Annotated in this window: 24 protein-coding genes, 1 pseudogene and 1 riboswitch; of the genes and pseudogenes, 15 read left to right on the top strand and 10 right to left on the bottom strand. The window is 74.7% G+C overall.

The window, feature by feature from the left end; all coding sequences use genetic code 11:
• Window positions 1–28 precede the first annotated feature (28 nt).
• Window positions 29–219: riboswitch (cobalamin riboswitch) on the top strand.
• A 39-nt stretch (window positions 220–258) separates the two neighbouring features.
• The 4 genes and pseudogenes from ABGA99_RS23115 (at window position 259) to ABGA99_RS23100 (ending at window position 4,101) form a co-directional block, all read left to right on the top strand.
• Window positions 259–1,245 (top strand): ABC transporter substrate-binding protein, encoded by a 987-nt coding sequence (locus tag ABGA99_RS23115; RefSeq protein WP_347580911.1) that lies wholly within the window; start codon window positions 259–261, stop codon window positions 1,243–1,245.
• The gene (locus ABGA99_RS23110; protein WP_347583345.1) at window positions 1,242–2,279 is read left to right on the top strand and encodes an iron ABC transporter permease; all 1,038 of its coding nucleotides are present in this window, start codon (window positions 1,242–1,244) and stop codon (window positions 2,277–2,279) included. Before ABGA99_RS23115 ends, ABGA99_RS23110 begins: the two co-directional genes overlap by 4 nt.
• Window positions 2,249–3,082 (top strand): annotated as a pseudogene (locus ABGA99_RS23105) (ABC transporter ATP-binding protein); the annotation flags it as partial. The gene ABGA99_RS23110 and the pseudogene ABGA99_RS23105, both read left to right, overlap by 31 nt.
• 326 nt (window positions 3,083–3,408) lie before the next feature.
• Window positions 3,409–4,101, top strand: coding sequence for a (2Fe-2S)-binding protein (locus tag ABGA99_RS23100; protein ID WP_347583344.1), 693 nt, complete (start codon window positions 3,409–3,411; stop codon window positions 4,099–4,101).
• A gap of 61 nt (window positions 4,102–4,162) precedes the next feature.
• On the opposite strand, the gene ABGA99_RS23095 is transcribed toward ABGA99_RS23100, so the two are convergent.
• Window positions 4,163–5,527: a deoxyribodipyrimidine photo-lyase gene (locus ABGA99_RS23095; protein ID WP_347583343.1), complete on the bottom strand. Its 1,365-nt coding sequence runs from the start codon at window positions 5,525–5,527 to the stop codon at window positions 4,163–4,165.
• Window positions 5,528–5,669: 142 nt separating this feature from the next.
• On the opposite strand from ABGA99_RS23095, the gene ABGA99_RS23090 reads away from it, so the two are divergent.
• The 5 genes from ABGA99_RS23090 (at window position 5,670) to ABGA99_RS23070 (ending at window position 9,507) form a co-directional block, all read left to right on the top strand.
• Window positions 5,670–5,954, top strand: coding sequence for a hypothetical protein (locus ABGA99_RS23090; RefSeq protein ID WP_027741427.1), 285 nt, complete (start codon window positions 5,670–5,672; stop codon window positions 5,952–5,954).
• Between the two features lie 44 nt (window positions 5,955–5,998).
• Window positions 5,999–6,415: an STAS domain-containing protein gene (locus ABGA99_RS23085; RefSeq protein WP_347580907.1), complete on the top strand. Its 417-nt coding sequence runs from the start codon at window positions 5,999–6,001 to the stop codon at window positions 6,413–6,415.
• 173 nt (window positions 6,416–6,588) lie between these two features.
• Entirely contained in the window at window positions 6,589–7,491 is a 903-nt protein-coding gene (locus ABGA99_RS23080; RefSeq protein ID WP_347580906.1) for a SigB/SigF/SigG family RNA polymerase sigma factor, read from the top strand.
• Window positions 7,488–9,128: a phosphatase PAP2 family protein gene (locus ABGA99_RS23075; protein WP_347580905.1), complete on the top strand. Its 1,641-nt coding sequence runs from the start codon at window positions 7,488–7,490 to the stop codon at window positions 9,126–9,128. Before ABGA99_RS23080 ends, ABGA99_RS23075 begins: the two co-directional genes overlap by 4 nt.
• 22 nt (window positions 9,129–9,150) lie before the next feature.
• Window positions 9,151–9,507 (top strand): PRC-barrel domain-containing protein, encoded by a 357-nt coding sequence (locus ABGA99_RS23070; RefSeq protein WP_347580904.1) that lies wholly within the window; start codon window positions 9,151–9,153, stop codon window positions 9,505–9,507.
• Between the two features lie 38 nt (window positions 9,508–9,545).
• Here ABGA99_RS23070 and ABGA99_RS23065 read toward each other — a convergent pair whose 3' ends face one another.
• From ABGA99_RS23065 to ABGA99_RS23050, 4 genes are all read right to left on the bottom strand, one after another.
• The gene (locus ABGA99_RS23065; RefSeq protein WP_347580903.1) at window positions 9,546–10,466 is read right to left on the bottom strand and encodes a YihY/virulence factor BrkB family protein; all 921 of its coding nucleotides are present in this window, start codon (window positions 10,464–10,466) and stop codon (window positions 9,546–9,548) included.
• A 90-nt stretch (window positions 10,467–10,556) separates the two neighbouring features.
• A complete protein-coding gene (locus tag ABGA99_RS23060; protein WP_347583342.1) occupies window positions 10,557–11,144 on the bottom strand; it encodes a VanZ family protein in 588 nt (195 codons plus the stop codon).
• Window positions 11,144–11,596, bottom strand: a complete 453-nt coding sequence (locus ABGA99_RS23055; protein WP_347580901.1) for a DUF2267 domain-containing protein — start codon at window positions 11,594–11,596, stop codon at window positions 11,144–11,146. The genes ABGA99_RS23060 and ABGA99_RS23055 overlap by 1 nt, the downstream gene beginning before the upstream one ends.
• Window positions 11,597–11,927: 331 nt before the next feature.
• Window positions 11,928–12,797 carry an alpha/beta hydrolase gene (locus ABGA99_RS23050; RefSeq protein WP_347583341.1) on the bottom strand — a complete coding sequence of 290 codons (870 nt, stop codon included), beginning with the start codon at window positions 12,795–12,797 and terminating at the stop codon, window positions 11,928–11,930.
• 133 nt (window positions 12,798–12,930) lie between these two features.
• Here ABGA99_RS23050 and ABGA99_RS23045 point away from each other — a divergent pair, with 133 nt between their 5' ends.
• Together ABGA99_RS23045 and ABGA99_RS23040 are read left to right on the top strand one after the other, a co-directional pair.
• On the top strand, window positions 12,931–13,422 hold the full coding sequence (locus ABGA99_RS23045; protein ID WP_347580899.1) for an SRPBCC domain-containing protein: 492 nt from the start codon (window positions 12,931–12,933) through the stop codon (window positions 13,420–13,422).
• A complete protein-coding gene (locus ABGA99_RS23040; protein WP_347580898.1) occupies window positions 13,419–13,763 on the top strand; it encodes a metalloregulator ArsR/SmtB family transcription factor in 345 nt (114 codons plus the stop codon). Before ABGA99_RS23045 ends, ABGA99_RS23040 begins: the two co-directional genes overlap by 4 nt.
• A gap of 48 nt (window positions 13,764–13,811) precedes the next feature.
• On the opposite strand, the gene ABGA99_RS23035 is transcribed toward ABGA99_RS23040, so the two are convergent.
• The 3 genes from ABGA99_RS23035 to ABGA99_RS23025 are packed head-to-tail and all read right to left on the bottom strand — an operon-like array spanning window position 13,812 to window position 17,758.
• Entirely contained in the window at window positions 13,812–15,896 is a 2,085-nt protein-coding gene (locus ABGA99_RS23035) for an iron ABC transporter permease (RefSeq protein ID WP_347583340.1), read from the bottom strand.
• 3 nt (window positions 15,897–15,899) lie between these two features.
• The gene (locus ABGA99_RS23030) at window positions 15,900–16,901 is read right to left on the bottom strand and encodes an iron-siderophore ABC transporter substrate-binding protein (RefSeq protein ID WP_347580896.1); all 1,002 of its coding nucleotides are present in this window, start codon (window positions 16,899–16,901) and stop codon (window positions 15,900–15,902) included.
• Window positions 16,898–17,758, bottom strand: coding sequence for an ABC transporter ATP-binding protein (locus ABGA99_RS23025; protein WP_347583339.1), 861 nt, complete (start codon window positions 17,756–17,758; stop codon window positions 16,898–16,900). The genes ABGA99_RS23030 and ABGA99_RS23025 overlap by 4 nt, the downstream gene beginning before the upstream one ends.
• Before the next feature lie 152 nt (window positions 17,759–17,910).
• Here ABGA99_RS23025 and ABGA99_RS23020 point away from each other — a divergent pair, with 152 nt between their 5' ends.
• The 3 genes from ABGA99_RS23020 (at window position 17,911) to ABGA99_RS23010 (ending at window position 21,962) form a co-directional block, all read left to right on the top strand.
• Window positions 17,911–18,753 (top strand): HEAT repeat domain-containing protein, encoded by an 843-nt coding sequence (locus ABGA99_RS23020; RefSeq protein WP_347583338.1) that lies wholly within the window; start codon window positions 17,911–17,913, stop codon window positions 18,751–18,753.
• A gap of 185 nt (window positions 18,754–18,938) precedes the next feature.
• Complete coding sequence (gene lnt, locus ABGA99_RS23015) at window positions 18,939–20,678, top strand: apolipoprotein N-acyltransferase (RefSeq protein ID WP_347583337.1); 1,740 nt, start codon at window positions 18,939–18,941, stop codon at window positions 20,676–20,678.
• A 9-nt stretch (window positions 20,679–20,687) separates the two neighbouring features.
• Window positions 20,688–21,962, top strand: coding sequence for an MFS transporter (locus ABGA99_RS23010; protein WP_347583336.1), 1,275 nt, complete (start codon window positions 20,688–20,690; stop codon window positions 21,960–21,962).
• Here the strand turns inward: ABGA99_RS23010 and ABGA99_RS23005 are convergent.
• Window positions 21,943–22,896 (bottom strand): DUF6528 family protein, encoded by a 954-nt coding sequence (locus ABGA99_RS23005; protein ID WP_347583335.1) that lies wholly within the window; start codon window positions 22,894–22,896, stop codon window positions 21,943–21,945. The two genes, ABGA99_RS23010 and ABGA99_RS23005, sit on opposite strands and share 20 nt — an antisense overlap.
• Window positions 22,897–23,162: 266 nt before the next feature.
• Here ABGA99_RS23005 and ABGA99_RS23000 point away from each other — a divergent pair, with 266 nt between their 5' ends.
• Entirely contained in the window at window positions 23,163–23,615 is a 453-nt protein-coding gene (locus ABGA99_RS23000) for a phospholipase (RefSeq protein ID WP_347580890.1), read from the top strand.
• A 76-nt stretch (window positions 23,616–23,691) separates the two neighbouring features.
• Here ABGA99_RS23000 and ABGA99_RS22995 read toward each other — a convergent pair whose 3' ends face one another.
• Window positions 23,692–24,126, bottom strand: coding sequence for an ATP-binding protein (locus ABGA99_RS22995; protein WP_347580889.1), 435 nt, complete (start codon window positions 24,124–24,126; stop codon window positions 23,692–23,694).
• Between the last annotated feature and the right edge of the window lie 163 nt (window positions 24,127–24,289).

Genomic DNA, 24,289 nt, shown 5'->3' with positions numbered 1-24,289 from the left:
CAAGGGTAGCACCCCTCTCCCCCGGAGGGGGCCTCGTCTGCGATGATGGGCGCCCAAAGGTGACGGCGGAACGAGGAAGCCGGTGTGAATCCGGTGCGGTCCCGCCACTGTGATCGGTGAGTCGACTCCGAACAGGCCACTGCCCCCGTGGGGGTGGGAAGGCCAGGAGCCGGCGGTGAACCGAGAGCCAGGAGACTCACGTCGTCGCCTCCTCGACGAATCTGGGGCGGATTTCCCCGGAGAGGAGCGTGCGTCGTCGTGCGTGCCCTGCTGCGCGGCCCGATGCGGTCGTTGCGTCTGTTCGTTCCCGTTTCCCTGCTCTTCGCCGCCGCCTGCGGTGGTCCCGCCCGGGAAGACGGTGGCGGCGGCTCGCCGGCCGGGTTTCCCGTCACCGTCGGCAACTGCGGGGTCGAGACCACCTACGAGCGGCCCCCCGAGCGGGCCGTGACCCTCAATCAGCACGTCACCGAGATCATGCTCGCCCTCGGGCTGGAGAAGTCCATGGTCGGCACCGGCTATCTCGACGACGAGATCCCGCCCGCGTACCGCGAGGCGTACGACGGCATCGAGGTGATCGCCGACGAGTACCCCTCCTACGAGACGCTGCTCGCCGCCGAACCCGACTTCGTCTACGGCGGGTTCGCCAGCACCTTCGAGGAGGGCCGCAGCCGCGACGCGCTCGCCGGGGCCGGCATCGACTCGTACCTCAGCCTGGAGGAGTGTGCCGACCCGCCGGTGACGGTGGACCTCATGGACCGCGAGATACGCACCGTCGCCGAGGTGTTCGGCGTTCCGCAGCGGGCGGAGAAGCTGCTCGGCGAGCTGCACGGGACGCTCGACGGCGTACGGGACGCGGTCGCCGGGGCCGGGGCCGCGGAGGTCTTCGTCTACGACAGCGGGGACAAGACCGCGTTCACCGCGGGCGGCGGCGGGATCGGCAACGAGATCATCGAGCTGGCCGGCGGCGCCAACGTCTTCGCCGGCCTCGGCAAGACCTTCGGCGACGTGTCGTTCGAGCAGGTCGCCGCCCGGGCGCCGGAGGCGGTCGTCATCTACGACTACGGCGATCAGTCCGTCGCCGACAAGAAGCGGTTCCTGCTCTCCCACCCCGCCCTCCAGGACGTCCCCGCGATACGCGACGAGCGCTTCGCGGTGCTGCCGCTGTCCTCGACCGTCCTCGGCGTACGGGTCCCGGAGGCCGTCGACTCGCTGGCCCGCCAGCTCCACCCGGAACGCTTCCGGTGACGAGGGCCCGGGCGCTGCCCTTTCCTCTTCTGCTCGTTCTCCTCCTCGGCCTCCTGCTCCTCTCGGGCACCGCCGCCGTCGCCCTCGGCTCCGTCCGCATCCCCGCGGGCCAGGTCTGGGGCATCCTCCTCCACCGCGTCCACCCCGCCCTCGCGGATCCCGGCTGGACTCCCGTGCGCGAGACCATCGTGTGGGACGTGCGCCTCCCGCGCGTGCTGCTCGCCGGGGCGGTGGGGTCCGGGCTCGCGGTGTGCGGGATGGCGTTGCAGGCGCTCGTCCGCAATCCGCTCGCGGATCCCATGCTGCTCGGCATCTCCTCGGGCGCCACGGTCGGCGCCGTGCTCGTCGTGGTCTTCCACGGCACGGTCCTCGGCCTCTTCACGCTGCCGCTCGCGGCCTTCGCCGGCGCCCTCGGCGCGCTCGTCGCCGTCTACTTCCTCGCCCGCGGCACCGACGGCCGCATGACGTCGCTGCGCCTCGTGCTCGCGGGCGTCGCCATGGCCGAAGTCCTGTCCGCCGTCGTCGGCTTCCTCATCGTCACGTCCGGCGACCCGCACAAGACGCAGGCCGCGCTGCGCTGGATGCTCGGCGGGCTCGCCGGCAGCACGTGGAAGCTCATCTGGATCCCGCTGGCCGTCGTCGTCCTCGGCACGGTCGCGCTGCTGGCCGTCGCCCGCCCGCTCAACCTGCTCCTCGCCGGCGAGGAGGCCGCCGCCGCCCTCGGCCTGGACGTGCACCGCTTCCGCTCCGGGATGTTCGCGCTCGTCGCCGTGATGGTCGGCGCGGCGGTCGCGGTCAGCGGGGCGATCGGGTTCGTCGGGCTGATCCTGCCGCATGTGGTGCGGCTGCTCACCGGGGCCGACCACCGGCGGGCGCTGCCCGCGGCGGCGCTGCTCGGCGCGGCGTTCCTGATCGCCGCCGACCTGGCGGCGCGCACGCTGATCAGCCCCGAGGAGATCCCCGTCGGGGTGCTGACCGCGCTCGCGGGCGGGCCGTTCTTCCTGTGGCTGATGCGCCGGGGGGTCACGCGGTGACCGCCGGCGCGCCCGACGTCCCCGCCGCGCTGCGGCTGGAGTCCGTCTCGGTGACCGCGGGCGGCCGTACGCTCGTCGACGCGGTGTCCCTCGACGTCGCGCCCGGCGAGGTCGTCGGCCTCGTCGGCCCCAACGGCGCCGGGAAGACGACGCTGTTGCGCACCGTCTACCGCGCCCTGCGGCCCGCCTCCGGGCGCGTACTCCTCGACGGCGAGGACGTCCGCGCCCTGCCCGCCAAGCGGCTGGCGCGGCGGCTCGCCGCGGTGCTGCAGGAGATCCCGGGCGCCTTCGAGCTGACCGTGTACGACGTGGTGGCCATGGGCCGGACGCCGCACAAGCGCGCCTTCGCCGGGGACGACGACGCCGACCGCGCCGTCATCGCCGACAGCCTCGCGGCGGTGGGTGCGGCGGAGCTGGCCGGGGTGCCGTTCGACCGGCTGTCGGGGGGCGAGAAGCAACGGGTGCTGATCGCACGGGCGCTGGCACAGCGCGCGGGCACGATGGTGCTCGACGAGCCGACCAACCACCTCGACCTGCGCCACCAGCTCGACGCGCTCCGGCTCCTCCGCGGCCTCGGCGTCACCGCCCTCGTCGCCCTGCACGACCTCAACCTGGCGGCCGCGTTCTGCGACCGCATCTGCGTGCTACGGGCCGGCCGCGCGGTCGTCGCCGGCACGCCGGCGGACGTGCTGACGCCCGCGCTGCTCGCGGAGGTGTACGGGGTGGCGGCGGAGGTCACCGTCCACCCGGCGACGGGCCGCCCCCACCTCACCCTGCTCCCCGACGCGATGCCGCCGGGGGCGGCCACGGCGGGGGGTGCGGATCAGCCGGGTGGTGAGCCGCCCGGGGGCCGGGGTTCGCCGGGTGACGCGGTCCCGCTCGGGGCCGGGGGTCCGCCCGGGGGTGCGGGCCCGATCGTCCCGCTCGGCCCGCCTCAGGACACCGCCCTGCCTCCGGCCGCGCACCCGCCCGGCCTGCCGGGTCCGGTCGCCAAGCGCCTCGGCAGCGGCCCGCCGGCGGCCGGGGAATCCCCCGGTCCGATACCGGCCGCCGATCCACCCGATCCACCCGATCCACCCGCGCCGCCCCCTGCCACCGACCCGCCCCGCCCCGCCCCGAAGGGAGCACCGTGACACCCGCCGACCAGCCCCTCCCCCCTGCCGCCGTCGCCGCCGCGCTCGACGACGTCGCCCGTCTCGGGCCGTTCTTCGCCCTCGCCGTCGCCGGGCCCGACGCCGGCTGGCACCCCGTCGCCGGCACCTACGCCCGCGGCGCCGCCGACCTCGTCGCCGCCACCGCAGGCCGCTACGGCACCGCCGAACTGCGCATCGGCGCCTCCCTCGTCCAGTTCGGCCACGCCTCCCGGCTCTGGTCCCCCGTCCTCGCCTGCGCACTCCTCCACGGCGTCGTGCCGGACCTGGCCGGGCTCCAGCGCGCCGACGACGGACCCGCCCTGCGGCTGCCCGTGCCCGCCGGGCGGCCGGCGCCCGCGGCGGCCCGGCTGCCGGAGGTGCTGTACGACGCGGTGGTGACCCGGCACCTGGAGCCGCTCGCCGCCGGCCTGCGCGTCAAGGTCGCCGCCGGGCTGCTCTACGGCAACGCCGCCTCCGCGCTCGTCGGCGCCGCCGCCGCGCTCCGCGCCGCCCGCCCGGCGCTGGGCGACCCGCTGACCCGGCTCACCGCCGCCCTGCTGGGCACCGGCCGGCTGGCCGGCACGGGGCATCTCACCGGACCCGGCCCGGCCTTCCGGCGCCGTAGCTGCTGCCTGTACTACCGGGTCCCCGGCGGCGGCACCTGCGGCGACTGCTCCCTGCGGACGTGACGGCCCCCAGGCCCCGCGCCCGTACGACGCCGTGCCCCGCAACGCCCGGCCCCCGGCGGCCTCACCGCTTCCCCCGCCCCCGCAGGAACCGGTCCGCCCCCTCCGCCAGGTCCACCACCGGCTCCGGATACTCCAACCCGGCCCGCTCCGCCGCCGGCAGCGTCCACGGCCGGTGCACGGCCGCCCCCGCCACTCCCGCCAGCTCCGGCACCCACCGCCGCACGTACGTCCCCTGCGGGTCGTAACGCCGCGCCTGCGCCAGCGGGTTGAGCACCCGGTTGGGCCGGGTGTCGGTGCCCGTCCCGGCCACCCACTGCCAGTTGAGCTGGTTGTTCGCGATGTCGCCGTCGACCAGCAGGTCCAGGAAGTGCGCGGCGCCGACGCGCCAGTCCACGTACAGCGTCTTCGTCAGGAAGCTCGCCGTCAGCAGCCGCCCGCGGTTGTGCATCCAGCCCTCGTGCGCGAGCTGCCGCATCGCGGCGTCGACGATCGGGTAGCCGGTGCGCCCCGCGCGCCACGCCTCGATCTCGGCCTCGTCCGTGCGCCACCGGTCGCCGCGCGGGCGGTAGTCGGCGTGCGCCGCGTCGGGGCGCGCGGCGAGGACCTGGTGGTGGAAGTCCCGCCAGGCGAGCTGCCGGACGAAGGCGTCGGCGCCCGCGCCGCCCGCCGCGCGGGCGCGGTGGACGAGTTCGGTGGCGGACAGCGTGCCGAAGTGCAGGTGCGGGGAGAGCCGGGAGGTGGCGTCGCCGGGGAGGTCGTCGTGGCGGACCTCGTAGGCGGGCGCCCCGGTGCGCAGCCAGGCCGCGAAGCGCCGCCTGCCCTCCTGCTCGCCCCCGCGGGCGAGCCCGGGGGAGGTGCCGGAGACCTCCGCACGCGCCGGCGGCGCCACGGAACGGACCCCGGCCGGCACCGGGACGCGGCGCGGCGCGGGCAGCGGCGTACGCGGCTCGGCGGCGCTCCAGCGGCGGAAGTACGGGGTGAACACCGCGAAGTGGTCCCGCGCCTGCGGCGTCACCGCGCCGGGCGCCAGCACCGTGACCGCCGCGTCGTGCACCACGAGCCGGCGCCCGTCCGCCGCCAGCGCCTCGCGCAGCCGGGTCTCGCGGCGCTGCGCGTACGCGCTGACGCCCGCGGCGACGTGCACCTCGTCCGCCCCCGCGGACGCCGCCACCCGGACCGTCTCGCGGACCGGGTCCCCGGTGCGTACGACGAGCCCGCCGCCGCGGGCCCGCAGCCCCTCGTCGAGACCGGCCAGGCAGTCCGCAAGGAACGCCCGCCTGTTGGGCGGCGCGAAGCCGATCCGGGCGAGGGTGTCGTCCGACACGAACAGCGGCACGACGTCGTCGGCGGCGCGCACGGCGGCGTGCAGCGCGGGGTTGTCGTGCAGCCGCAGGTCGGAGGTGAAGAGGCAGACGGCGACGGTCATCCCGGCATTCTCACGGGGCAGGGGCCGGCGCGTCGCCGCGCCATGCCGGTGGCGTACGACCGGACCCGCACCGTGACGTACGCCACCGAAGGCCCGCACTGAAGGGGCGTTTACCGATTCGTTACTCGGCAAGACGCCGTCCATGTCGAACAGAAGCAGACCCAGTGCGGCGGCGGTGCTCGTCGCCATAGCGGATCTGGCCGCGTTCGTGATCGGTCTCTGGATCCTCCTCTTCATCCTGGACGCGAACCGCACCAACGACTTCGTGGACTTCGTGCACGACCTCGCCGGCTGGCTGGCCGGCTGGTCCCGCGACATGTTCACCGTCGATCCCGACTGGTGGCGCGTGATGCTCAACTACGGGATCGCGGCCGTCGTGTACCTCATGATCGGACACGTGGCGGCCAGGGCGGTCAAACGGTGGTGACCTGACGCCGCGCGGCAGCGGCGACCCCGAGGGAGGGAGGGACGATGAGGGGCCATCGACTGACGTTGGACGTGCTCAGCTCCAGCGCCCAGTGCGCGGTGATCCGCGTCGGCGGCGAGCTGGACCACGGGGGCGAGCGGCTGTTCCTCGACACCGTGGGGTCGTGCGTGGACTCCGGACACCGCTTCGTCGTCCTCGACATGACCACGCTCAGCTTCTGCGACTCCCGCGGTCTCAACTGCCTCTTCGCGGTGCGCTGGCTGCTGCGCCGGCAGGGCGGCGAGCTGCTGCTCGCCGCGGTGGGCCGGCGGGTGATGTATCTGCTGGAGCAGACGGGCAGCACCGACCTGATCGCCGCGCACCGCAGCGTGCGGGAGGCGCTGGAGCACGTGCCGGAGGCGCTGCGGGCGAGCTGGCCCCCGGGCGCGGTCCCGGGAGCGGCGCGCCCCCCTGCGTTCTAAGTCGGTTCCGGCGTGCTGCAAATGGCCCAGGCACGGGCGGAAAAGCGAGCTGGAGGGGGTGTTGTCGGGCCACGTTGATTACAGGTGCAAAGTAACGGTCAGGTATAGCCGCCGTGATGACGGGTAGCTGCACACAACGCCTGTCGAGCAGAAGTCCACATCAGGGGGACACCATGACGACATTCGTGAAGCCCGACCACGGGCCCCGGACCGGCCCCGGCACGGCCACGGACGCCGGTACGGCCACCGATCCGGCCGCCGACCCGCTCGCCGGTCTCGACCTGCCGCCGCTGCCGGAGTTGCGCGAGGCGAGTACGGCCGACGCGCGCGCCCTGTCCCGGGTCCTCTTCGCACGGCTGGCGGAGCTGGAGGAGGGCACGTACGCGTACTCGTACGTCCGCAACACCCTGGTCGAGCTGAACCTCGCGCTCGTCCGCTACGCCGTCACCCGCTTCCGGCTGCGCAGCGAGTCCCGCGAGGACGTCGTGCAGGTCGGCACCGTCGGCCTGATCAAGGCGATCAACCGCTACGACCTCGGCGAGGGCACCGAGTTCCCCACGTTCGCGCTGCCCACGATCATGGGCGAGATCAAGCGCCACTTCCGCGACACCTCCTGGGCGGTGCGGGTGCCGCGGCGGATGCAGGAGCGGCGGCTGACGCTGGCGAAGGCGAGCGCACGGCTGGAGCAGACGCTCGGCCGCGGCCCGAACGTCGCGGAACTCGCGGAGCAGACCGGTCTCGACCCGGACGAGGTCGTCGAGGGGCTGGTCGCCGCCAACGCGTACAAGACGTCGTCGCTCGACTACCACACCGCCGACGAGGAGGGTGAGTCCTTCCTCGCGCGGCGCACCGGCGCGCCGGACCCGGACCTGGAGAAGGTCGAGAACCTGGTGTCGCTCAAACCGCTGGTCGAGGCGCTGCCGGAGCGCGACCGCAAGGTGCTCGACCTGCGGTTCGGCGCCGAGATGACGCAGAGCGAGATCGGTGCGGAGCTGGGCATCTCGCAGATGCACGTGTCCCGGCTGCTGACCTCGATCCTCAGACGCCTGCGCGAGGGACTGACCGAGCCGGCATGAGTACCGGCGCGCGCCTGCGCCGGGGCCGGCTCTCCGGCCGCGTACGGCGCCGGAAGGCGACCGGGATAGCCGAGGCCGGGCGCTCGGCGCGGGCCGCTGCCCGGGCCGCGGCCGAGGGCCTCGCCGCCGCCCGCGGCGGCGGGACCACGGTGGCCACGCGGCTGCGCCGGGCGGACCACGCGCTCTTCGCCCGGGTCGCCGCGACCCGCTGGCCCTTCGCCGAGCCGGTGCTGCCGCGGCTGAGCCGGGGCGCCGACCACGGCGTCCTGTGGTTCGGCACCGCCGCGGCCGTCGCCGCGTTCGGCGGCCCGCGCGGTCGCCGCGCCGCCATGCGCGGGCTCGGCTCCCTGGCGCTGGCCTCCGCGACGGTGAACACGGCGGGCAAGGGCGCGTTCCGCCGCGCCCGGCCCGTGCTCGACACGGTGCCCGTCATCCGGCATCTCGCGCGGCAGCCGATCACGTCGTCCTTCCCCTCCGGCCACGCCGCCTCCGCCGCCGCCTTCGTGTGCGGCGTGGCGATGGAGTCGCCGCGCTGGGGCGTGTTCCTGGCGCCGGTCGCCTGGTCGGTCGCCTTCTCCCGGATCTACACCGGCGTCCACTACCCCAGCGACGTGCTCGTCGGCGCGGGCCTCGGGCTGGGCGCCGCGCTCGTCGTACGCCGCCTGGTGCCGCCCCGCTCCCGCGGGACACATCCGACGCCGCCGCCCGCCGAGGCGCCCGCGCTGCCCGCCGGCGCCGGGCTGTACGTCGTGGTCAACCCTGCCTCCGGCGCACAGCAGTTCGTCGATCCGGTACAGCAGCTCGCTGCCGTGCTGCCGGAGGCCCGGGTGGCGATGGCCGGCACGCCGGCCGACCCCGGGGCGGGGCCGCTGCCCGAGCTGCTGGACACCGCCGCGCAGGAGGCCGCGCGCGACGGCGGTGCCCTGGGCGTCATCGGCGGGGACGGCACGGTGGCCGCGGCGGCGGAGGCGGCCATGCGGCACGGTGTGCCGCTGGCGGTACTGCCGGGCGGTACGTTCAACCACTTCGCCACCGACCTCGGGGTGGAGAGCATCGCCGAGGCCGGCCGCGCCGTGACGCGCGGCAGCGCCGTCGCCGTGGACGTCGGCCGGATCCGGCCGGGGACGCGGGACGGGGCGCCGGTCCACTTCCTGAACACCTTCAGTCTCGGCGTCTACCCCGAGCTGGTGCGGTGGCGCGAACGCTTGTCGCCGCCGCTCGGCGGGCCGCTGGGCACGGTCGCGGCGGTGCTGCGCGTCATCCGTACGGCGGAGCCGGTCAGCGCGCGGATCAACGGCCGGCGGCGGGAGGTGTGGCTGCTGTTCGCGGGTGCGGGCGCGTACCACAACGTGGGCATCGCGCCGGTGCGCCGCGACAACCTCGCCGACGGGGTGCTGGACGTGCGCGTCGCCCGCGCCGGGGACTTCGCCAGGACCCGGCTGCTGGCCACGGCGCTGGCCGGCGGACTGGCCAGGACCCGCTTGTACGCCGCGGGCCGGCTGCGCCGGATCGTCGTCTCGGGGCTGCCGGACGGCACGCGGATGGCCTACGACGGGGAGGTCGTCCCCGCGCCGACCGCGTTCGAGCTGGATAAGCTCGAAAGAGCGCTGACCGTCTACCGGCCGGCCATGGACTGACGCATCCCCCCGGGAGGTCCGCATGTTCGAGGCACACGACATCCGAGAGTGGCGCGGCCATCCCGTCCGCGGCGCGGACGGCGGCAAGATCGGCGAGATGGAGGCCGTCTACGTCGACACCCGCACGGACATGCCGTCGTTCGCCACCGTCAAGGCCGGCGTGCCGGGGCGCAAGCGGCTGGTCTTCGTGCCGCTGGACGGCGCGTCGGTCAGCCCCGGGTACCTGACCGTCGCGTACGACAAGGGCCGGGTCAAGTCGGCGCCGTCGATCGACACGGACGGCGAGCTGACGTCCGCGGAGGAGCCGGCGGTCTTCCAGCACTACGAGCTGGCGTACGAGGCGGGCGCGGCGGGCGAACGCCGGCTGGCCCGGCGCTGACCCCGCCCCCGGCCCCGCGCGTACGGCCGCCGCGTCCCTCACCGCGGTACGGCCGGCACCGCCGGGCGCCGCGGCGGACGGGCCGTCTCCGGCCTGTCCTCGCCGCGGGCCAGCAGCGCGTTGAACTGCGCGCCCGCCAGCAGCGCCAGGTTCGAGAACCACAGCCAGATCAGGAAGACGACGACCCCGGCGAGTGACCCGTACAGCCTGCTGTACGTCCCCGCCGCGTAGGACGCGTACAGCGCGAACCCCACCGACGCCAGCAGCCACAGCGCCCCCGCCACCAGCCCGCCCGGCACGGCGTGCGACACCGCGCGCGACTCCGGCGGCCCCGAGCGGAAGAGCAGCAGCACCAGCAGCGCCGCCACGAAGACCAGGAACGGCCAGCGCAGGAAGTCCCACAGCGCCGCCGTCTGCTCGCCCATCCCCAGCGGCCGCCCCAGCGCCCGCATGCCGGGACCGGTGACCACGAGCGTCAGCGCGCCGGACACCAGCAGCGTCAGCAGCAGCAGCGCCATCGCGAGGATCGCCGGTGCGCGGCGCAGCACGGGCCGGCTGTCGGGGGTGCCGTACATCGCGTGCAGGGCGCGGCGGAAGACGGACAGGAAGCTGCACGCGGACCAGACGGCGCTGGCGGCGCCCACGGTGGTGAGGATCCAGGCGGTGGAGTGGCCGCGGGTGACGTCGTGGAGGGCGTCGTTGAGCGCGGTGTCGGTGCCGGTGGGGGCGAGCCCTGCGATGTAGGCGATCAGCTCTTCGGTGCCGGAGGGGTCGGCGAGGCCGATGACGGTGAGGGTGACGAAGAGCGTGGGCAGGACGGTGAGTATGGCGTAGTACGTCAGGGCGGCGGCCCAGTCGCTGATGTCGTCGTTCCAGAGGGCCACGGGGGTACGGCGCAGGGCGGCGCGGTAGCGCGCCCCGTTCTCCCATCTGCCCCGCGCGTGCACCCCACGCTTCATCGGTCCATGCTCCGCTCTTCGTTCGCTCCGCACCCGCCCGGCACGCCGCCGTGGACCGTTCCTGTCTACCGCGTCCGGGCCGCCGGCTCTTCAACCGGCCGGGTCCGGTCCGCGGAAGAGCCGGTGCCACCAGCGCCGGCGCGGCGGGTGAACGGCGCGGCCGAGGCGGCGGCCGAGGAACAGGTAGCCGAGGAAGGCTCCGGTGGTGTTGAGGATGACGTCATCGATGTCGAACGCCCGGCCCGTGATGAAGGTGCCCTGGACCACCTCGACCGCCGTCATCACCGCGGCGGTGCACAGCCCCACCCGCAGCAGCCCCCGGGCGGGCGGTACGAGCACGGGCAGCAGCAGCCCGAAGGGCACGCCGAGCAGGATGTTGCCGCCGAGCTGCCGGACGGTGTCGACGAACGCCGGCTGGGTGAGGTAGTCGCGGATCGAGTCGCCGGGGCGCAGGTTGGTGTGCGTCATGGGCTCCGCCGCGGCGGACGCCTCCAGCGTCAGCCGCGCGAGCACCGCGGCGAACGCCACCATCAGGGCGAACGCCACCAGCATCGCGCCGGCGCGCACCCAGCGGCCCACCGGCGGTCTGCCGGCCCGCGGCTCCGCGGGCGGCTCGGCGGGCCCGTCCGCGGAGGCGGTGGCGGCGGTCGGGTCCCGGTCCTTGCGGGAGATGCCCATCACGCCTCCCCGAGGCCGAAGAACCGGGCGTGGTCGTCGGGGAGCCGGTCGAGGATCCGGCGCAGCAGGTCGGGGTCGACGGCCGCGGAAAGGGCACCGAGTACGGCCTCGGTGTCGCGGGTGGCGCCGGCCTTGCCGGTGTGCTCGCGGTCGGCGACCGCCTCGATGAAGCCGTCGGGTGTGAGGGCGTCGTCGGTCGGCGCGGTCCCGGCCAGCAGCGGTCCGCAGGCGGGTGGCAGCACCCTGGCCAGCTCGGTCCTCTCGTCTCCCATGAGCCGGGTGCCGAGCACTTCGACGACGGTGGTGACGGCCTGCGCTGCCTGGCGCAGGTCCGCGTACCGCCCCCGGCGCTGTACCTCGCGCAGCAGTCCGTCGGACGTCAGCCGCCGTTCCCCGGCGGCGGTGCCGCCGGCGGTTCGCGACTCGTCGGCGGACGGGGGCACGGATGACATGAACCCTCCCTTCCGAGGCCGGGCGGGTTGCCCGGCGACGTGTGAGCGGGCGGTTACCCGGCCGTCCGGACGGTATGCACGCGGCCGTGACGGGCGGGCCGGCCGCGGCCCGGTGGGGCTCCTGGGGAGGGGTGTGCCGGCGCGCCCGGGTCGCGACGGCGTTCGGCGGTCGTCTCCGTGTGCGACGGCGGATACGCCGCGGCGCGGGCCGGCCCCGTGTCCGGCCCGCCCCGCGGCTGTCCCGGTGCGGTGGAGGTGATCGGTGCGGGGTGCGCGCGGGAGGCGCACCGCGTGCGGTGTAAGTGAGGTACGGACATGACGCGGCGTCTGCTCACGCGCGCGTGTCGAGGACCTCCCGCAGCTTCGCGCCGAACTCCTCCGGCCGGCCCGCGTAGCCGAACTCCGCGTCGAGGAAGCCGCCGTGGTGGCTGGGGAAGACCGTCGCCTCCTGCCCGAGCAGCGCGGCCGTGCCGCGTGCCGTACGCGCCGTGAACGTGTCGCCGGACTCCTCGCCCACCGCGATGACCACGCGCGTCGGCGCGGCGGCGAGCGCGGCCGGGTCCGGGCGGTAGCCGCTGACGGCCCAGGAGCGGTCCGAGAGCAGCGGGTCGTCGCGGTTGCCGTCGTCGTCGGCGGGCATGCCGAAGGCCGCCGGGTCGGGGGCGGGCTGCGCGAAGTAGGCGTCGGTGAACTCGCCCTGCCACGCGGTCAGTCCCATGAACGCCGCCATGCCGGTGCCCCAGCCCTTGGCGTCGTACGCGTCCGTGACGCCCTGCCGGGCCCGCTCCGCGGCCTTCGCGTCGGGGAGCGCCGGGATGATCGGCGGCTCGTGCGCGACGAGCGTGGTCACGTCCTCGGGGTACGCGGTCACCAGCGCCAGCGCCGTGACCGCGCCGCCGCTGCTGCCGAACAGCTCGACCGGTCCCGTGCCCAGCGCGGCGATGACGGCGTGCACGTCGGCGGCCTGCGTCTCGGGCGTGTGGTCGTGCCGGCCGTCCTTGCGGGTGCTGCGGCCGAGGCCCCGCGGGTCGTAGGTGACGACGGTGCGGTCCGGGAACTGCGCCGCGAGCGCGCGGAAGCCGCTCGCGTCCATGGGCTGGCCGATGAGCAGCAGCGGGGGGCGGCCGTCGGCGGTGGGCAGAGGGCCGCGCACGTCGTAGACGAGGTCGACGTCGGGGGTGTTCAGCGTGTGTGTGTCCATGTCCGTGCAGACGATGCGGCCGGCCCGAACTCATCGGTGCCGGATGTGACACGCCTTACTGCAACTCTAAGGTTGCAGTAAGTGCCCTTTCTGTGCAACGCTGCGGTTGCAGATCAACGCACGAGGAGGAACCGTGAACGACACCGCCTACACCGACGCAGAGCTGGCGGAGCTGGACCGGGTCGCCCGCCAGATCGACATCGACGCCCCCGCGGACCGGGTCTGGGACCTGGTCGTACGGCCCGGCTGGTACATCAACGACGGCACCGTCGACCCCGAGCCCGACCTGCGCTACGAGGACGACGTGGCCGTCGTCCGGCTCGGGGAGTCCGGCGAGTTCCGGTTCCGCACCGTCGAGCTGGACAAGCCGCGCTACGCCTCGTTCCGCTGGCTCTCCGGCCGCAACCAGGAGGGGGCCAGGGACGCGACGCTCGTGGAGTTCTGGATCGACGAACGCCCCGGCGGCGTGACGCTGCGCGTGGTGGAGAGCGGCTTCTCCCGCCTCTACGACGAGCGGGCGGCGTGGGTGAAGGAGCGGGAGACCAACGACGAGGGCTGGGTGGAGGAGCTGGCGGCCGGCAAGGCGTACGTCGAGACGACCGCCGCCGCGGCGCCGCGGCCGTGACCGCGGCCGCCGGCCCCGCCGTCGTGTGCGCCGCGCTCGGCGAGCCGACGCGCTGGACGATACTCACCCGCCTCGGCGAGGGCCCGATGTCGGCGTCCGCACTGGCCAAGGTCATGCCCGTCAGCCGGCAGGCCATCGGCAAGCACCTCGACGTGCTGCGCGAGGTCGGTCTGGTGGAGTCGGAACAGCGCGGCCGCGAGGTCGTGTACGTGGCCGTGGGCGCCCGGCTGGGCGCGCTCGCGCGGGAGCTGGACCGGATCGGCCGGGCCTGGGAGACCCGCCTGCTGCGGATCAAGGAACTGGCGGAACACCCCGACCCCGACCCGCCCCCGCGGAGCTGACCCCGCGCGCACCCCCTCCCCGAGGCGGCCGGGGAGGGGGTGCGCGCGCTACCGGGCGGACCGGCTGCGTACCAGGAGGTACAGGAAGTACGGCGTGCCGATGACCGCCGTCATCAGGCCCGCGCCGAGCTGGGCCGGGGCGATCACCGAGCGGCCGATGACGTCCGCCGTGCACACCAGCACCGCGCCCAGCAGCACCGCCACCGGGACCACCCGCGTGTGCTGCCGGCCGACCAGCGCCCGCGCCGCGTGCGGCGCCACCAGGCCCACGAACCCGATCATGCCCGCCGCCGACACCGCCGTCCCGGCCAGCACGACGCTCAGGATCAGCAGCCACAGCCGGCTCCGCCCGAGGTCCAGGCCCAGCAGCCGCGGCGTGTCCTCGTCCAGGGAGAGGAGGTCCAGCTCCCGGCGCCGTACCGCCGCGATGGCGAGCCCCACGACCAGGACGATCGCCAGCGGGACGACGTCGGGCAGCGTCCGCCCGTACGTGGAGCCGGACAGCCAGGTCAGCGCCATCGTCGCGTTGAACGGGTCCGTCAGCACGATCAGCAGGCTGATCAGCGCCGTCGCGGCGGTGGCGAAGCCCATGCCGACGAGCACCAGCCGGTTCTGCTGGAACCCGCCGCGGGCGGCGAGCCCGAAGACCCCGACCGAGGTGAGCGCCGCACCGGCCAGCGCGGCGGCCGACAGGCCCCACGAACTGGGCACCGACACCGTCGTCACCAGCAGCACCGCGCCGAGCGCCGCGCCGTTGGAGACGCCGAGCACGCCCGGCTCGGCCAGCGGGTTGCGCGTCACGGCCTGCACGATCGTGCCGGAGAGCGCGAGCGCGGCGCCCGCGAGCAGGGCGGCGAGCACCCGCGGCACGCGGGTGTCGAGGACGACGTCGGTGGTCGGACCCGCCCGGCCCTGGACCCAGTTGGCGACGTCGCCGAGGAGCAGTTTGGTGTCGCCGACCAGCAGGGCGGTGAGCGTCACGGCCACCAGCGCGGCCAGCAGCACCGCCGTGGTGACGACGAACGTGCGGTGGCTGCGGATGCGCAGCTTGTCGGTGTCGGCCGCGCCCGCGGTGTCGCGCAGCCGGGTGGCCATCACCACGAGGAACACCGCCCCGACGAGGCTCGTGACCACGCCCGTCGGTACGGAGACCGCCGTGTCGGAGGGCACCAGGGCCCGCAGCAGCACGTCCGCGCCGAGCACCAGCGCCATGCCCAGCAGGGCCGCCAGCGGAATTCCCGCCCGCGACTTGCCGTACGTACGGAATCTGCGGGCGAACCCCCGCACCAGCGCCGGCGCACACAGGCCGACGAAGCCGATCGGCCCGGCGAGCGTCACCGACGCCGCGGAGAGCAGCACCGCGAGCAGCACCGCCGTGACCCGGGTGGCGCGCACCGGCACGCCGAGCCCGCGGGCGGCGTCGTCCCCGAGGGCCAGGGCGTCGATGCGCCGGGAGAGCAGCAGCAGCCCGGCCAGGCCGGCGAGGGCGAGCGGCAGCATCTGCGTGACGCCGTCCCAGCCGCTCTGTGAGATGCTGCCCTGCTGCCAGTCGTAGAGGCCCTCCGTCTCCTCCGGGAAGAGCAGCAGCATCCCCTCGGTGACCGCGAACAGCCCGAGCGTCAGCGCGGTGCCCGCGAGCACCAGCCGTACCGTGCCCGAGCCCAGGCCCGAGAGCCCCAGCACGACCGCCGCGGCGGCGAGCCCGCCGGCGAACGCGACGCCGGAGGACGCCAGCATCGGCAGCGACACCCCGGTGGCGGCGGCGAGCCCCAGCGCGGCGTACGAACCGGCGTTGACGGCGAGGGTGTCCGGGGAGGCCAGCACGTTGCGGCTGACCGCCTGGAGTGCGGTGCCGGCGATCGCCAGCGCCGCGCCGACCATCAGGCCCGCGGCCATCCGGGGCAGCCGGGACGAGATGACGACGGAGGAGTCGCCGGAGTCCGCCTGCCCGGTGAGCGCCTTCCAGACCTCGGCCGCGCCGGCGTCGGAGGTGCCCTGGGTGAGGTCGGCGACCGCGAGGACCGCGACCAGCAGCGCGAGCCCCACGGCCACCGCCGCCGCGCCCGTCCGCGACCGTACGGTCGGCGGCGGGGCGGGCGCGGCGGCGGGGGTGGTCGGGGCGGTGACGGCCATCGGCTACTTCGTCAGCGCGGCGACGAGGGCGTCGACGTACTGGTTCATGGACTCGACGCTGCCGAACATCCAGATGCCGTCGTCCAGCCGGTGGACGTCGCCCGCCTTGACGAACGGCAGGGACTTCCAGACGGAGTCGTCCTTCAGCTCGCCGGTGAAGGGCGTGCTGGCCTCGTCCTGGTCGTTGCCGATGTAGACGAACTGCGTGTCCTCGGGAAGCTTCGTCAGGCCCTCGACGTCGGTGGAGCCGAGGCCGTAGTCCTTGTCGCCCTCGACGTCCCAGGCGTTTTCGAGGCCCAGCCGCTCGTTGACGCCGCCGAGCAGGGAGCCGCTGGTGAAGGGGCGGATGGAGACCTGGTTGGAGACGACGTAGCCGTCGGCGAAGGCGATCTTCCCGCCGCCCAGGCCGGCGTCGTCGAGCGCCTTCTTGCCCTCGTCGAGCTTGGTGTCGAACTCCTTCTTCAGCTCCTCGGCCCGGTCGGTGGTGCCCGTGGCCTCGGCGATGAGGTCGAGGTTCTCGGTCATCTGGCCGACGGGGTCGGAGGCGTCGGCGGAGCGCAGGGTGAGCACGGGGGTCCGCTTGCTCAACTGCTTGACGGCCGACTCGGGGAGGTCGTTGGTGGCGATGATCAGGTCGGGGTTGAGCGCGGCGATGGTGTCGATGCTCGGCTCGCCGCGGGTGCCGATGTCCTCGGGCTCGCCCGTGAGCGGCACCGCGGAGTCCCAGGTGTTGTAGCCCTTGACGTCGGCGACGCCGACGGGGTCGACGCCGAGGGAGACGAGGTTCTCGACCACGTTCCACTCGGTGCCGACGACCTTCGTGGCGGGCCCGTTTTCGAGCGTCACCTTCTTGCCGGTGGAGTCGGTCAGGGTGATCGGCTGCGCGGCGCCCTTGCCGGCGCCGCCCTTGTCGTCGTCGTCCGCGGCGTCTTCGGTGGTGCCGCAGGCGGCCAGGGTGAGCGTCGCGGCGGTGGCGACCGCCGCGGTCAGCAGGAGGCGTGTCATGAGGAAGTGCTGAGCCTTTCGCTTCGCTTGTGGTGCCGGCCGATGGCGCGGGTGCGCAGCCGGCCCGTCAGGGGGTCGTCGTCGACGTCGATGCGGATGCCGTACGCCCTGCTGAGCAGTTCGGGCAGCAGGACGTCTTCCGGGCGGCCGTCGCCGACGATGCGGCCGTCGTCGAGCAGGACCATGCGGTCGGCGACGGCCGCCGCCTGGTCGAGGTCGTGCAGGACGGCGCCCACCGCGATGCGGTGGTCGTCGGCCAGGTCGCGTACCAGGTCGAGGAGTTCGACCTGGTAGCGCAGATCGAGGTGGTTGGTCGGCTCGTCGAGCAGCAGCACGCCGGTGTCCTGCGCGAGGCAGCCGGCGAGCCAGACGCGCTGCAACTGCCCGCCGGACAGGTGCTCGGCGCCGCGCTCGGCGAGGTCGGTGACGCCGGTCATCGCCAGCGCCCGGTCGACGGCCGCGCGCCCGCCGGGGTCGGAGGCGCCCCAGCGGCCGCGGTACGGGTAGCGGCCGAACTCCACGACATCGCGGACGGTGAGCCCGCTGGGCGTGGGCCGCCCCTGCGTGAGCAGGGCGACGTGCCGGGCGAAGTGCCGGGTGGACATCGCGAACCCGTCGGTGTCCTCGTCGATGACGAGGCTGGCCCGCCGGGCCCGTTGGAGCCGCGCGAGGGTGCGCAGCAGCGTCGACTTCCCGCTGCCGTTGGGCCCGACGAGGACGGTCACCTCCCCCGGCCGCAGCCGCAGCGAGGCGTCGTGGACGACGTCGACGCCGTCGTACGCCACGGTGACGTCGGCGGCGGACAGGGCGTGCCCGCGGGCTCCCGCGGCGGTGGGCGTGCTCTCTCCGGCTCTCACGGGAGCTTAGGTTAACCTAACCTCACCCCGGCTCGGCAGTCGGTACGCGAGAGAAAGCATGTGCGCCGCCGCCCCGGGACCGTCCCCTCGCCTTCCGCGGACCGGCCGCCTACGCTTCCCCGCGGCCCCATCTCCCGGAGGAGGCCGGCCCGGTGAACTGGTGGAAGACGCTCCGTACGGCCCTGGCAGGTGGCGAGAAGCACACCGGCCCCTGGTGCGACGCCTGTCGCAGACGGGTGCCGGGCCCGGTGACGAAGCCGCCGCCGCCCGGAGTGCTCTCCCCGTTCTACGTCGGCGCGCCCGGCCGGGTCGGCTCGACCGTCGTCAGGGAAGCCTGCGAGGACTGCTGGCGGCGGCACCGCGAACTCACCGCGGAAGGCGAGGCGGACTACCGCAGAAAGCACCCCGTCGGGAAGTACGTCGCGGCGCTGCGGGATCGCGACCTGTCCGTCCGCGAGGACGCCGCACGCGTCCTGGCGTCGCTGCGCGACCCGCGCGCCGTCGAACCGCTGATCACGGCCATCCGGTCGGAGATGCACCATCCCCGGGTGGAACGGTCGTACCACGTCAGCGCCCTGATGTTCGCGCTCGCCGACACCGGCGGCGAGGAGGCCCGGCGCTTCCTCGACGCACTGCTGCGCGCGCCGGCGTCCTGGCGGGAGCTCCACCGCCCGGACTTCTACCCGCTGGTCCCGGCCGTCGACTGGGTCGCCCCGGCGCTCGCCGTCCTGGGCGACACCGTGATGCTGCGCCCCCTGCTGGACCTGCTGGCGGAGGACCGGCCCGATCCGGTGCGCCGCACGACGGCGCAGCACCTGGTCCGCCTCACGAACGGCGGAGCGGGCCGGTGGTCGGTGGACGGTCCTGTGGTGTGCGAGATCACCGCGGAGGGGCGGAGGATGTTCACCGCGGGGATGCGGGCAGCGGCGGACGACGCGGACGAGACGGTACGCAGGTACGTCAGGAGCGCGCTGGCGCAGGTCGGGACCTGGTAGCCGGGCCGCTTCCGGGTATACGCGTGGGGCTTGTGCGGGGCCCGGCGGCGGCGGGAGGCGAACCTCACTGGCGCGCGAGGGGGGTGCCGGGGCGAGAATACGGGTGGGCGGCGTGCGGATGCCGGACCCACCCGCGAGCGCCAGGCACCCGCGGCGCCCGACGACGAGCACATCCTGGAGGCTCCGTGACCGCCGCACCACCGCGTACGACAGCCGCCCCCGCCGCTGGTGTGGAGGCCCCGCCGGCCACCGTGCCGTGGGCCGCCGCCGTGGGGCTGCGGGCGCCGTGGCTGGCGGCGCTGAGCCGCCGGGCGTTCTTCCCGCCCGCGCTGGCCGCGGTCGCCGGGGTGCTGCTCGCGCTGGCCTTCCCGCCGTACGGGCTGTGGCCGCTGGCCGCCGTCGCGCCCGCGGCGCTGTTCGTGCTGCTGCGCGGCGCCCGCCGCAAGCGGGACGCGTTCTGGCTCGGCACGGCCTTCGGCGTCGCGTTCTTCGTCCCCCTGCTGTGGTGGCTGTCCAACCTCGGCATCCTGCCGTGGCTGCTGCTCAGCGTCATCCAGGCCGTGATGCTCGGCGGCCTGTGCCTCGCCGTGCCGCCGCTGGTGCGGCTGCCGGTGTGGTGGCTGTGGGCGGCGGCCTGGTGGGTCGCGGTCGAGGCGGTGCGCTCGCGGGTGCCGCTGGGTGGCTTCCCCTGGGGCCGGCTGGCCTTCAGCCAGGCCGACGCCCCGACGCTCGGCTGGGCGTCGGTCGGCGGCGCCCCCGGGGTCAGCGCCGTCGTCGCGCTCGCCGCCGGCGCGCTCGCGGCGCTCGTCACCGCGCGGGCCGCGCGCCGGGTGGTGCCGGCGGTCGCGCTGGCCGGGGCGCTCGCGCTGGGGGCGTGCGGGACGCTGCTGCTGCCGAGCGCCGGCGAGTCGGGCGACGAGCGGGCGACCGTGGCCGTGGTGCAGGGCAACGTGCCGCGGGCGCGCAGCCTGGAGGAGCAGGCCCGGGTCGAGATGGTCGCCGAGAACCACATCGCGGCCACCGAGGAGCTGGTCGAGGACATCAGGGCGGGCCGCGTGGAGCGGCCCGACCTGGTGCTGTGGCCGGAGAACGCCACCGACCGCGACCCGCGCAACGACCCGGTCCTCAGCGCCCGGATCTCGCAGGTCGTGGACGACCTCGGCGCCCCCGTCGTCGTCGGCGCCATCCTCGACGCCCCCGGCGACCGCATCCGCAACGCCGGGCTCCTCTGGCTCCCGGGCAGCGGCCCCGGCGCGTACTACGCGAAGCGGCAGCTCGTGCCCTTCGGCGAGTACATCCCGATGCGCTCGCTGCTCGGCGGCTTCGGCGATCTCCAGCTCATCCCGCGCGACTTCGAGGCGGGCGACGAGGCGGTGCGCCTGGACGCCGGGGACGTGCGCCTGGCGGAGTCGATCTGCTACGAGGTCGCGTACGACGGCCAGGTCCGCGACCAGGTGCGTACCGGGGCCAACCTGCTGGCCGTACCCACCAACAACGCCACGTACATGCGCGACAACAACCTCGGCGAGCCCGAGCAGCAGCTCGCGATGTCGCGGCTGCGGGCCGTCGAGCACGACCGCTCCACGCTGGTCGCCTCCACGACGGGCATCAGCGCGATCGTCACGCCGGACGGCGAGACGGTCGACGAGACGGGCCCGTGGCGCCGCGAGGTGCTGACGGCGGAGGTCCCGCTGCGCACGGACGAGACCCTGGCGACGCGGGTGGGCTCGGCCCCGGAGTGGACGATCGCGGCCCTCGCGGCAGGCGCGGTGGGCACCGCCCTGTACCTGCGCCGCCGCGACACCGCCCCGGCCCCGGACGCCGCTTCGGACGCCGCTGCCGACGCCGCTTCCGACGCCGCTGCCGACGTCGAGGCCGCTTCCGCTCCCGGCACCTCCGGCGCCCGTACGCGGACGGAGGCCTGACCCGCCACCGTGACGGGCCTGGGGGCGGACTTCCGGCGGCTGTGGTTATCCTCCGCGGTCTCCAACCTCGGCGACGGCGTCCGCCTGACCGCCCTGCCCCTGCTGGCCGCCGCCGTGACCCGCGACCCGGTGGCCGTCGCCGCCGTGTCGGTGGCGGCCGAAGTGCCGTGGCTGCTGGTCAGCCTCCCCGCCGGCGCCCTGGCCGACCGCGTCGACCGCCGTCGGCTCATGGTCGCCGTCCAACTCGTCCGGATGTCGCTGGCCGCGCTCCTCACGGCGACCGTCCTGGCCGACCGCTCCTCGATCGCGGTCCTGTGCGCGTTCGTGTTCCTGCTGGGGATCGGGGAGGTGGTCTTCGACGCCGCGGCGCCCACGCTCCTGCCGCGGATCGTGCCGAGGGAGCAGCTCACCCGCGGCAACGCGCGGCTGTTCGGGGTGGAGCTGGGCGCCAACGAGTTCGCCGGACCACCGCTCGGCGGCTTCCTCTTCCGGGTGGGGCAGGCGGTGCCGTTCGTGCTCGACGCGGTGAGCTTCGCGGCGAGCGCGGCGCTGCTGAGCCGGCTGCGGGGCACGTTCCGGCCGGAGCGCGCCCCGGACGCCGACTCCTCGACCGCCGGGCTGCTGCGGGAGATAGGGGAGGGGTTTCGGTGGCTGTGGCGCCATCCGGTGATCCGCACCCTGTCGGTCGTCGTCACGTTCATGAACCTGGCGCGCGCGATGACCATGGCCGTCTTCGTGCTGTACGCCCTGGAGACGCTGCACCTGTCGGCGGTCGGCTACGGGGTGCTGTCCAGCGCCGTCGCGGTCGGCGCGGTCGCCGGGTCCTGGGCCGCCGGGCGGATCCGGCCCGCGGCGGCCGGGCCGTCCCTGGTGGCCGCCGTCCTCGGGCACGGGCTGACGACGGTCGCGATGGGCGCGACCTCGCATCCGTGGGTGGCGGGGGCGAGCAGCGCCGGATTCGGGTTCGCGACGATGACGTGGAGCGTGCTGACCGCGGCGGTCCGGCAGACCGTCGTGCCGGACCGGCTGCTGGGGCGGATCAGCAGCGTCCACCGGTTCCTGAGCTGGGGCAGCCTGCCGCTGGGCTCGCTGCTGGGCGGGGTGCTGGCCGCGACGTACGGGCTGCGCGTGCCGTTCGTCGCGGGCGGGGCGGCGGTCGTGCTGGCGGCGCTGGTCGCGGCCCGTACGCTGCTGGGGGTCTCGGCGCTGCTCGACGGGCCGGGCGGGCCGGGCGGTGTCGGCGGGCCGGGCGGTGTCGGCGGGGTCAGTGGAAGCGGGTCGTGACGATGCGGGCCTTGTAGATCTGGGCGCCGGGGCGGGTCTTCGACTGGCCGCCGGAGAAGTAGACGGTCGGGCCGCCCCACGGCGGGTCCGCGGGCGTCGGGTCCAGGGTCCACATCGCCTCGCCGTCGGTGTAACGGACGTAGGACTTGACGTAGTTCTCCTCGGAGATGATCGTCACCTTCCGCGTGGCCTTGTCCAGCGAGTACACCCGGCCGCTGTCGGTGACCCACAGCTTGCCGGGGTCGGTGTAGTCGGGCTGGATGTCGTGGCCGTTGCCCGCGAACGCGATGTCCGTACCCGACTTCACCAGCCGCGCCGTGGAGTTGGCGCCCGTGACCCGGTAGGTGCGGATGACCGTGCCGCCGGTCACCCACAGCAGGTCGTTCACGTCGTCCCAGAGCACGGCGTGCGGCTTGGGCATGTCGGTGATCGTCTGCACCTCGCGGAGCGTGGAGTGGTCGCTGTCGGCGCCGCCGTAGACGTGGATGCGGTCGCGGGTGCCGGCGACGACGACGGCGGCGAGGTTGGGGATGCGCTCGATGCAGTGCGGGTAACTGGCCACCGACGTCTCCCAGATGAGGTCGCCGCGGTCCAGCCGGTTGCCGTTGCCGGTGACGGCCACGATGCCGGCGCGGCCGTTGCCGGGCTGGCCGGCGGTCATCAGCGCGATCGTGCCGTAGCGGGTGGTCGCGCGGAAGCGGATCTCGAAGGGGTCGTCCCAGCCGTTCGTGGTGCCCGGGGTGAAGCTCCAGTTCGATGCCCCGGACCAGTCGCCGGTGCGGTCGAAGACCTGGAAGCTGTTGGTGGCCTGATCGGTCAGCGCGATGGGGTAGTCGGACACCGCCGCGCTCGCCTTCGACGCACCGAGGGTGACGGCGGCGGGCGCGGCGACCGCGCCGCCGAGGGCTCCGGTGAGCAGGCTGCGACGCTTCATCGTCCGGTCATCCGTTCGTCGGCTTGTCGGTGGGGACTCGGCCGCTTTCCGTTGTAATGCACGGGTAATGCACGCCGGTTGCGCCGCGGTTGCGGGGGTTGGGGGACGTACACCGACTTCATGATTCTGTCAGGGGCATGACTTCCCACGGCCATTCTACGCGCATAGTCTGAGCGCCGGCACGGCCGACTGCCGGCACTCCCGCGGCAGTTGGCGCACCCCCAGGCCGTGCGCCGCGACCCGGCGCACCTACCCGAGGAGTCCCCATGCGCCCCACCGCGAAGAAGGGTCTGGTCGCCGTCGGCGTCACCGCGGCGGCCCTCCTGGCAACCGCCGCCCCCGCCGAGGCCGTCCCCGCCGACAAGGCCCAGGTGCTCGCGAGCTTCACGCAGACCAGCGCGACGAGCTACAACACCTGGGCCTCGGCGGAGGCGAACCGCTCTGCTTGGGCCGCGTACGAGTTCAACTGGTCGACCGACTACTGCAGCAGCTCCCCCGACAACCCCTTCGGCTTCCCCTTCCAGAAGTCCTGTCAGCGCCACGACTTCGGCTACCGCAACTACAAGGAGATGGGCACCTTCGACGCCAACAAGTCCCGCCTCGACAGCGCCTTCTACGAGGACCTCAAGCGCGTCTGCAACCGCTACTCGGGCGCCACCAAGACCTCCTGCGACAGCACCGCCTGGGTCTACTACCAGGCCGTCCGCGCCTTCGGCTGACCCCGTCCCCACCCCATCCGGCCCCGGCGGTGCCCCCATGCCGCCGGGGCCGGAAGCCGTTGCCGGCCGCCCGTGGTCACCGGACGTCGAGGGGAAGCCCGGCGACGACGGCTTTGCCGCAGGTACGGCGGGGGACGACGGCCCAGGCGGCGGAGAGCGCATCGACGAGGAGGAGGCCACGGCCGCCGCAGGCGGCCATGCCGGGTGCGGTGAGGGAGGGGGTGCCGGGGCCGGGGTCGGAGACGGCGAGCCAGTAGTGGCCGTCGGCGGGCCAGAGGAGCAGCTCGATGAGGTGGTCCTCGGCGGGGCGGGCGCCGTGGCGTACGGCGTTGGTGACGAGTTCGGAGGCGAGGAGCTGGAGGTCGTCACCGAGGCGGGGGCGATGGGGGCGGGGCAGGGCGTCGAGGACGGCGCGGCGGGCACGGGGGACGGAGAGGGGGTGGGCGGGGAAGGTGCAGCGGACGGGGAGGGGCGGGATGCGCGGAGCGGGGGTGGAGGGGTGTGGGGGCATGGCGTACTCCTGGGCCGGGGTTGGTCGTTGACGTGCCGGTGGCATGCCTCCCTGGGCGCGAGCACGCCCACCCCAGGGAGAGCGGGCATGCTCGCGCGGTGCGCTTCCGGCGTTGCTGTGAGTACCTGGCGCGCAACTGAGAGTAGACGGAGGTGGGGCAGAA

The sequence above is a fragment of the Streptomyces sp. B5E4 genome (assembly GCF_039871555.1).
GTDB lineage: Bacteria > Actinomycetota > Actinomycetes > Streptomycetales > Streptomycetaceae > Streptomyces.
The sequence above is the reverse complement of the archived record's forward strand: the minus strand, read 5'-3'. Positions and strand labels throughout refer to the sequence as shown.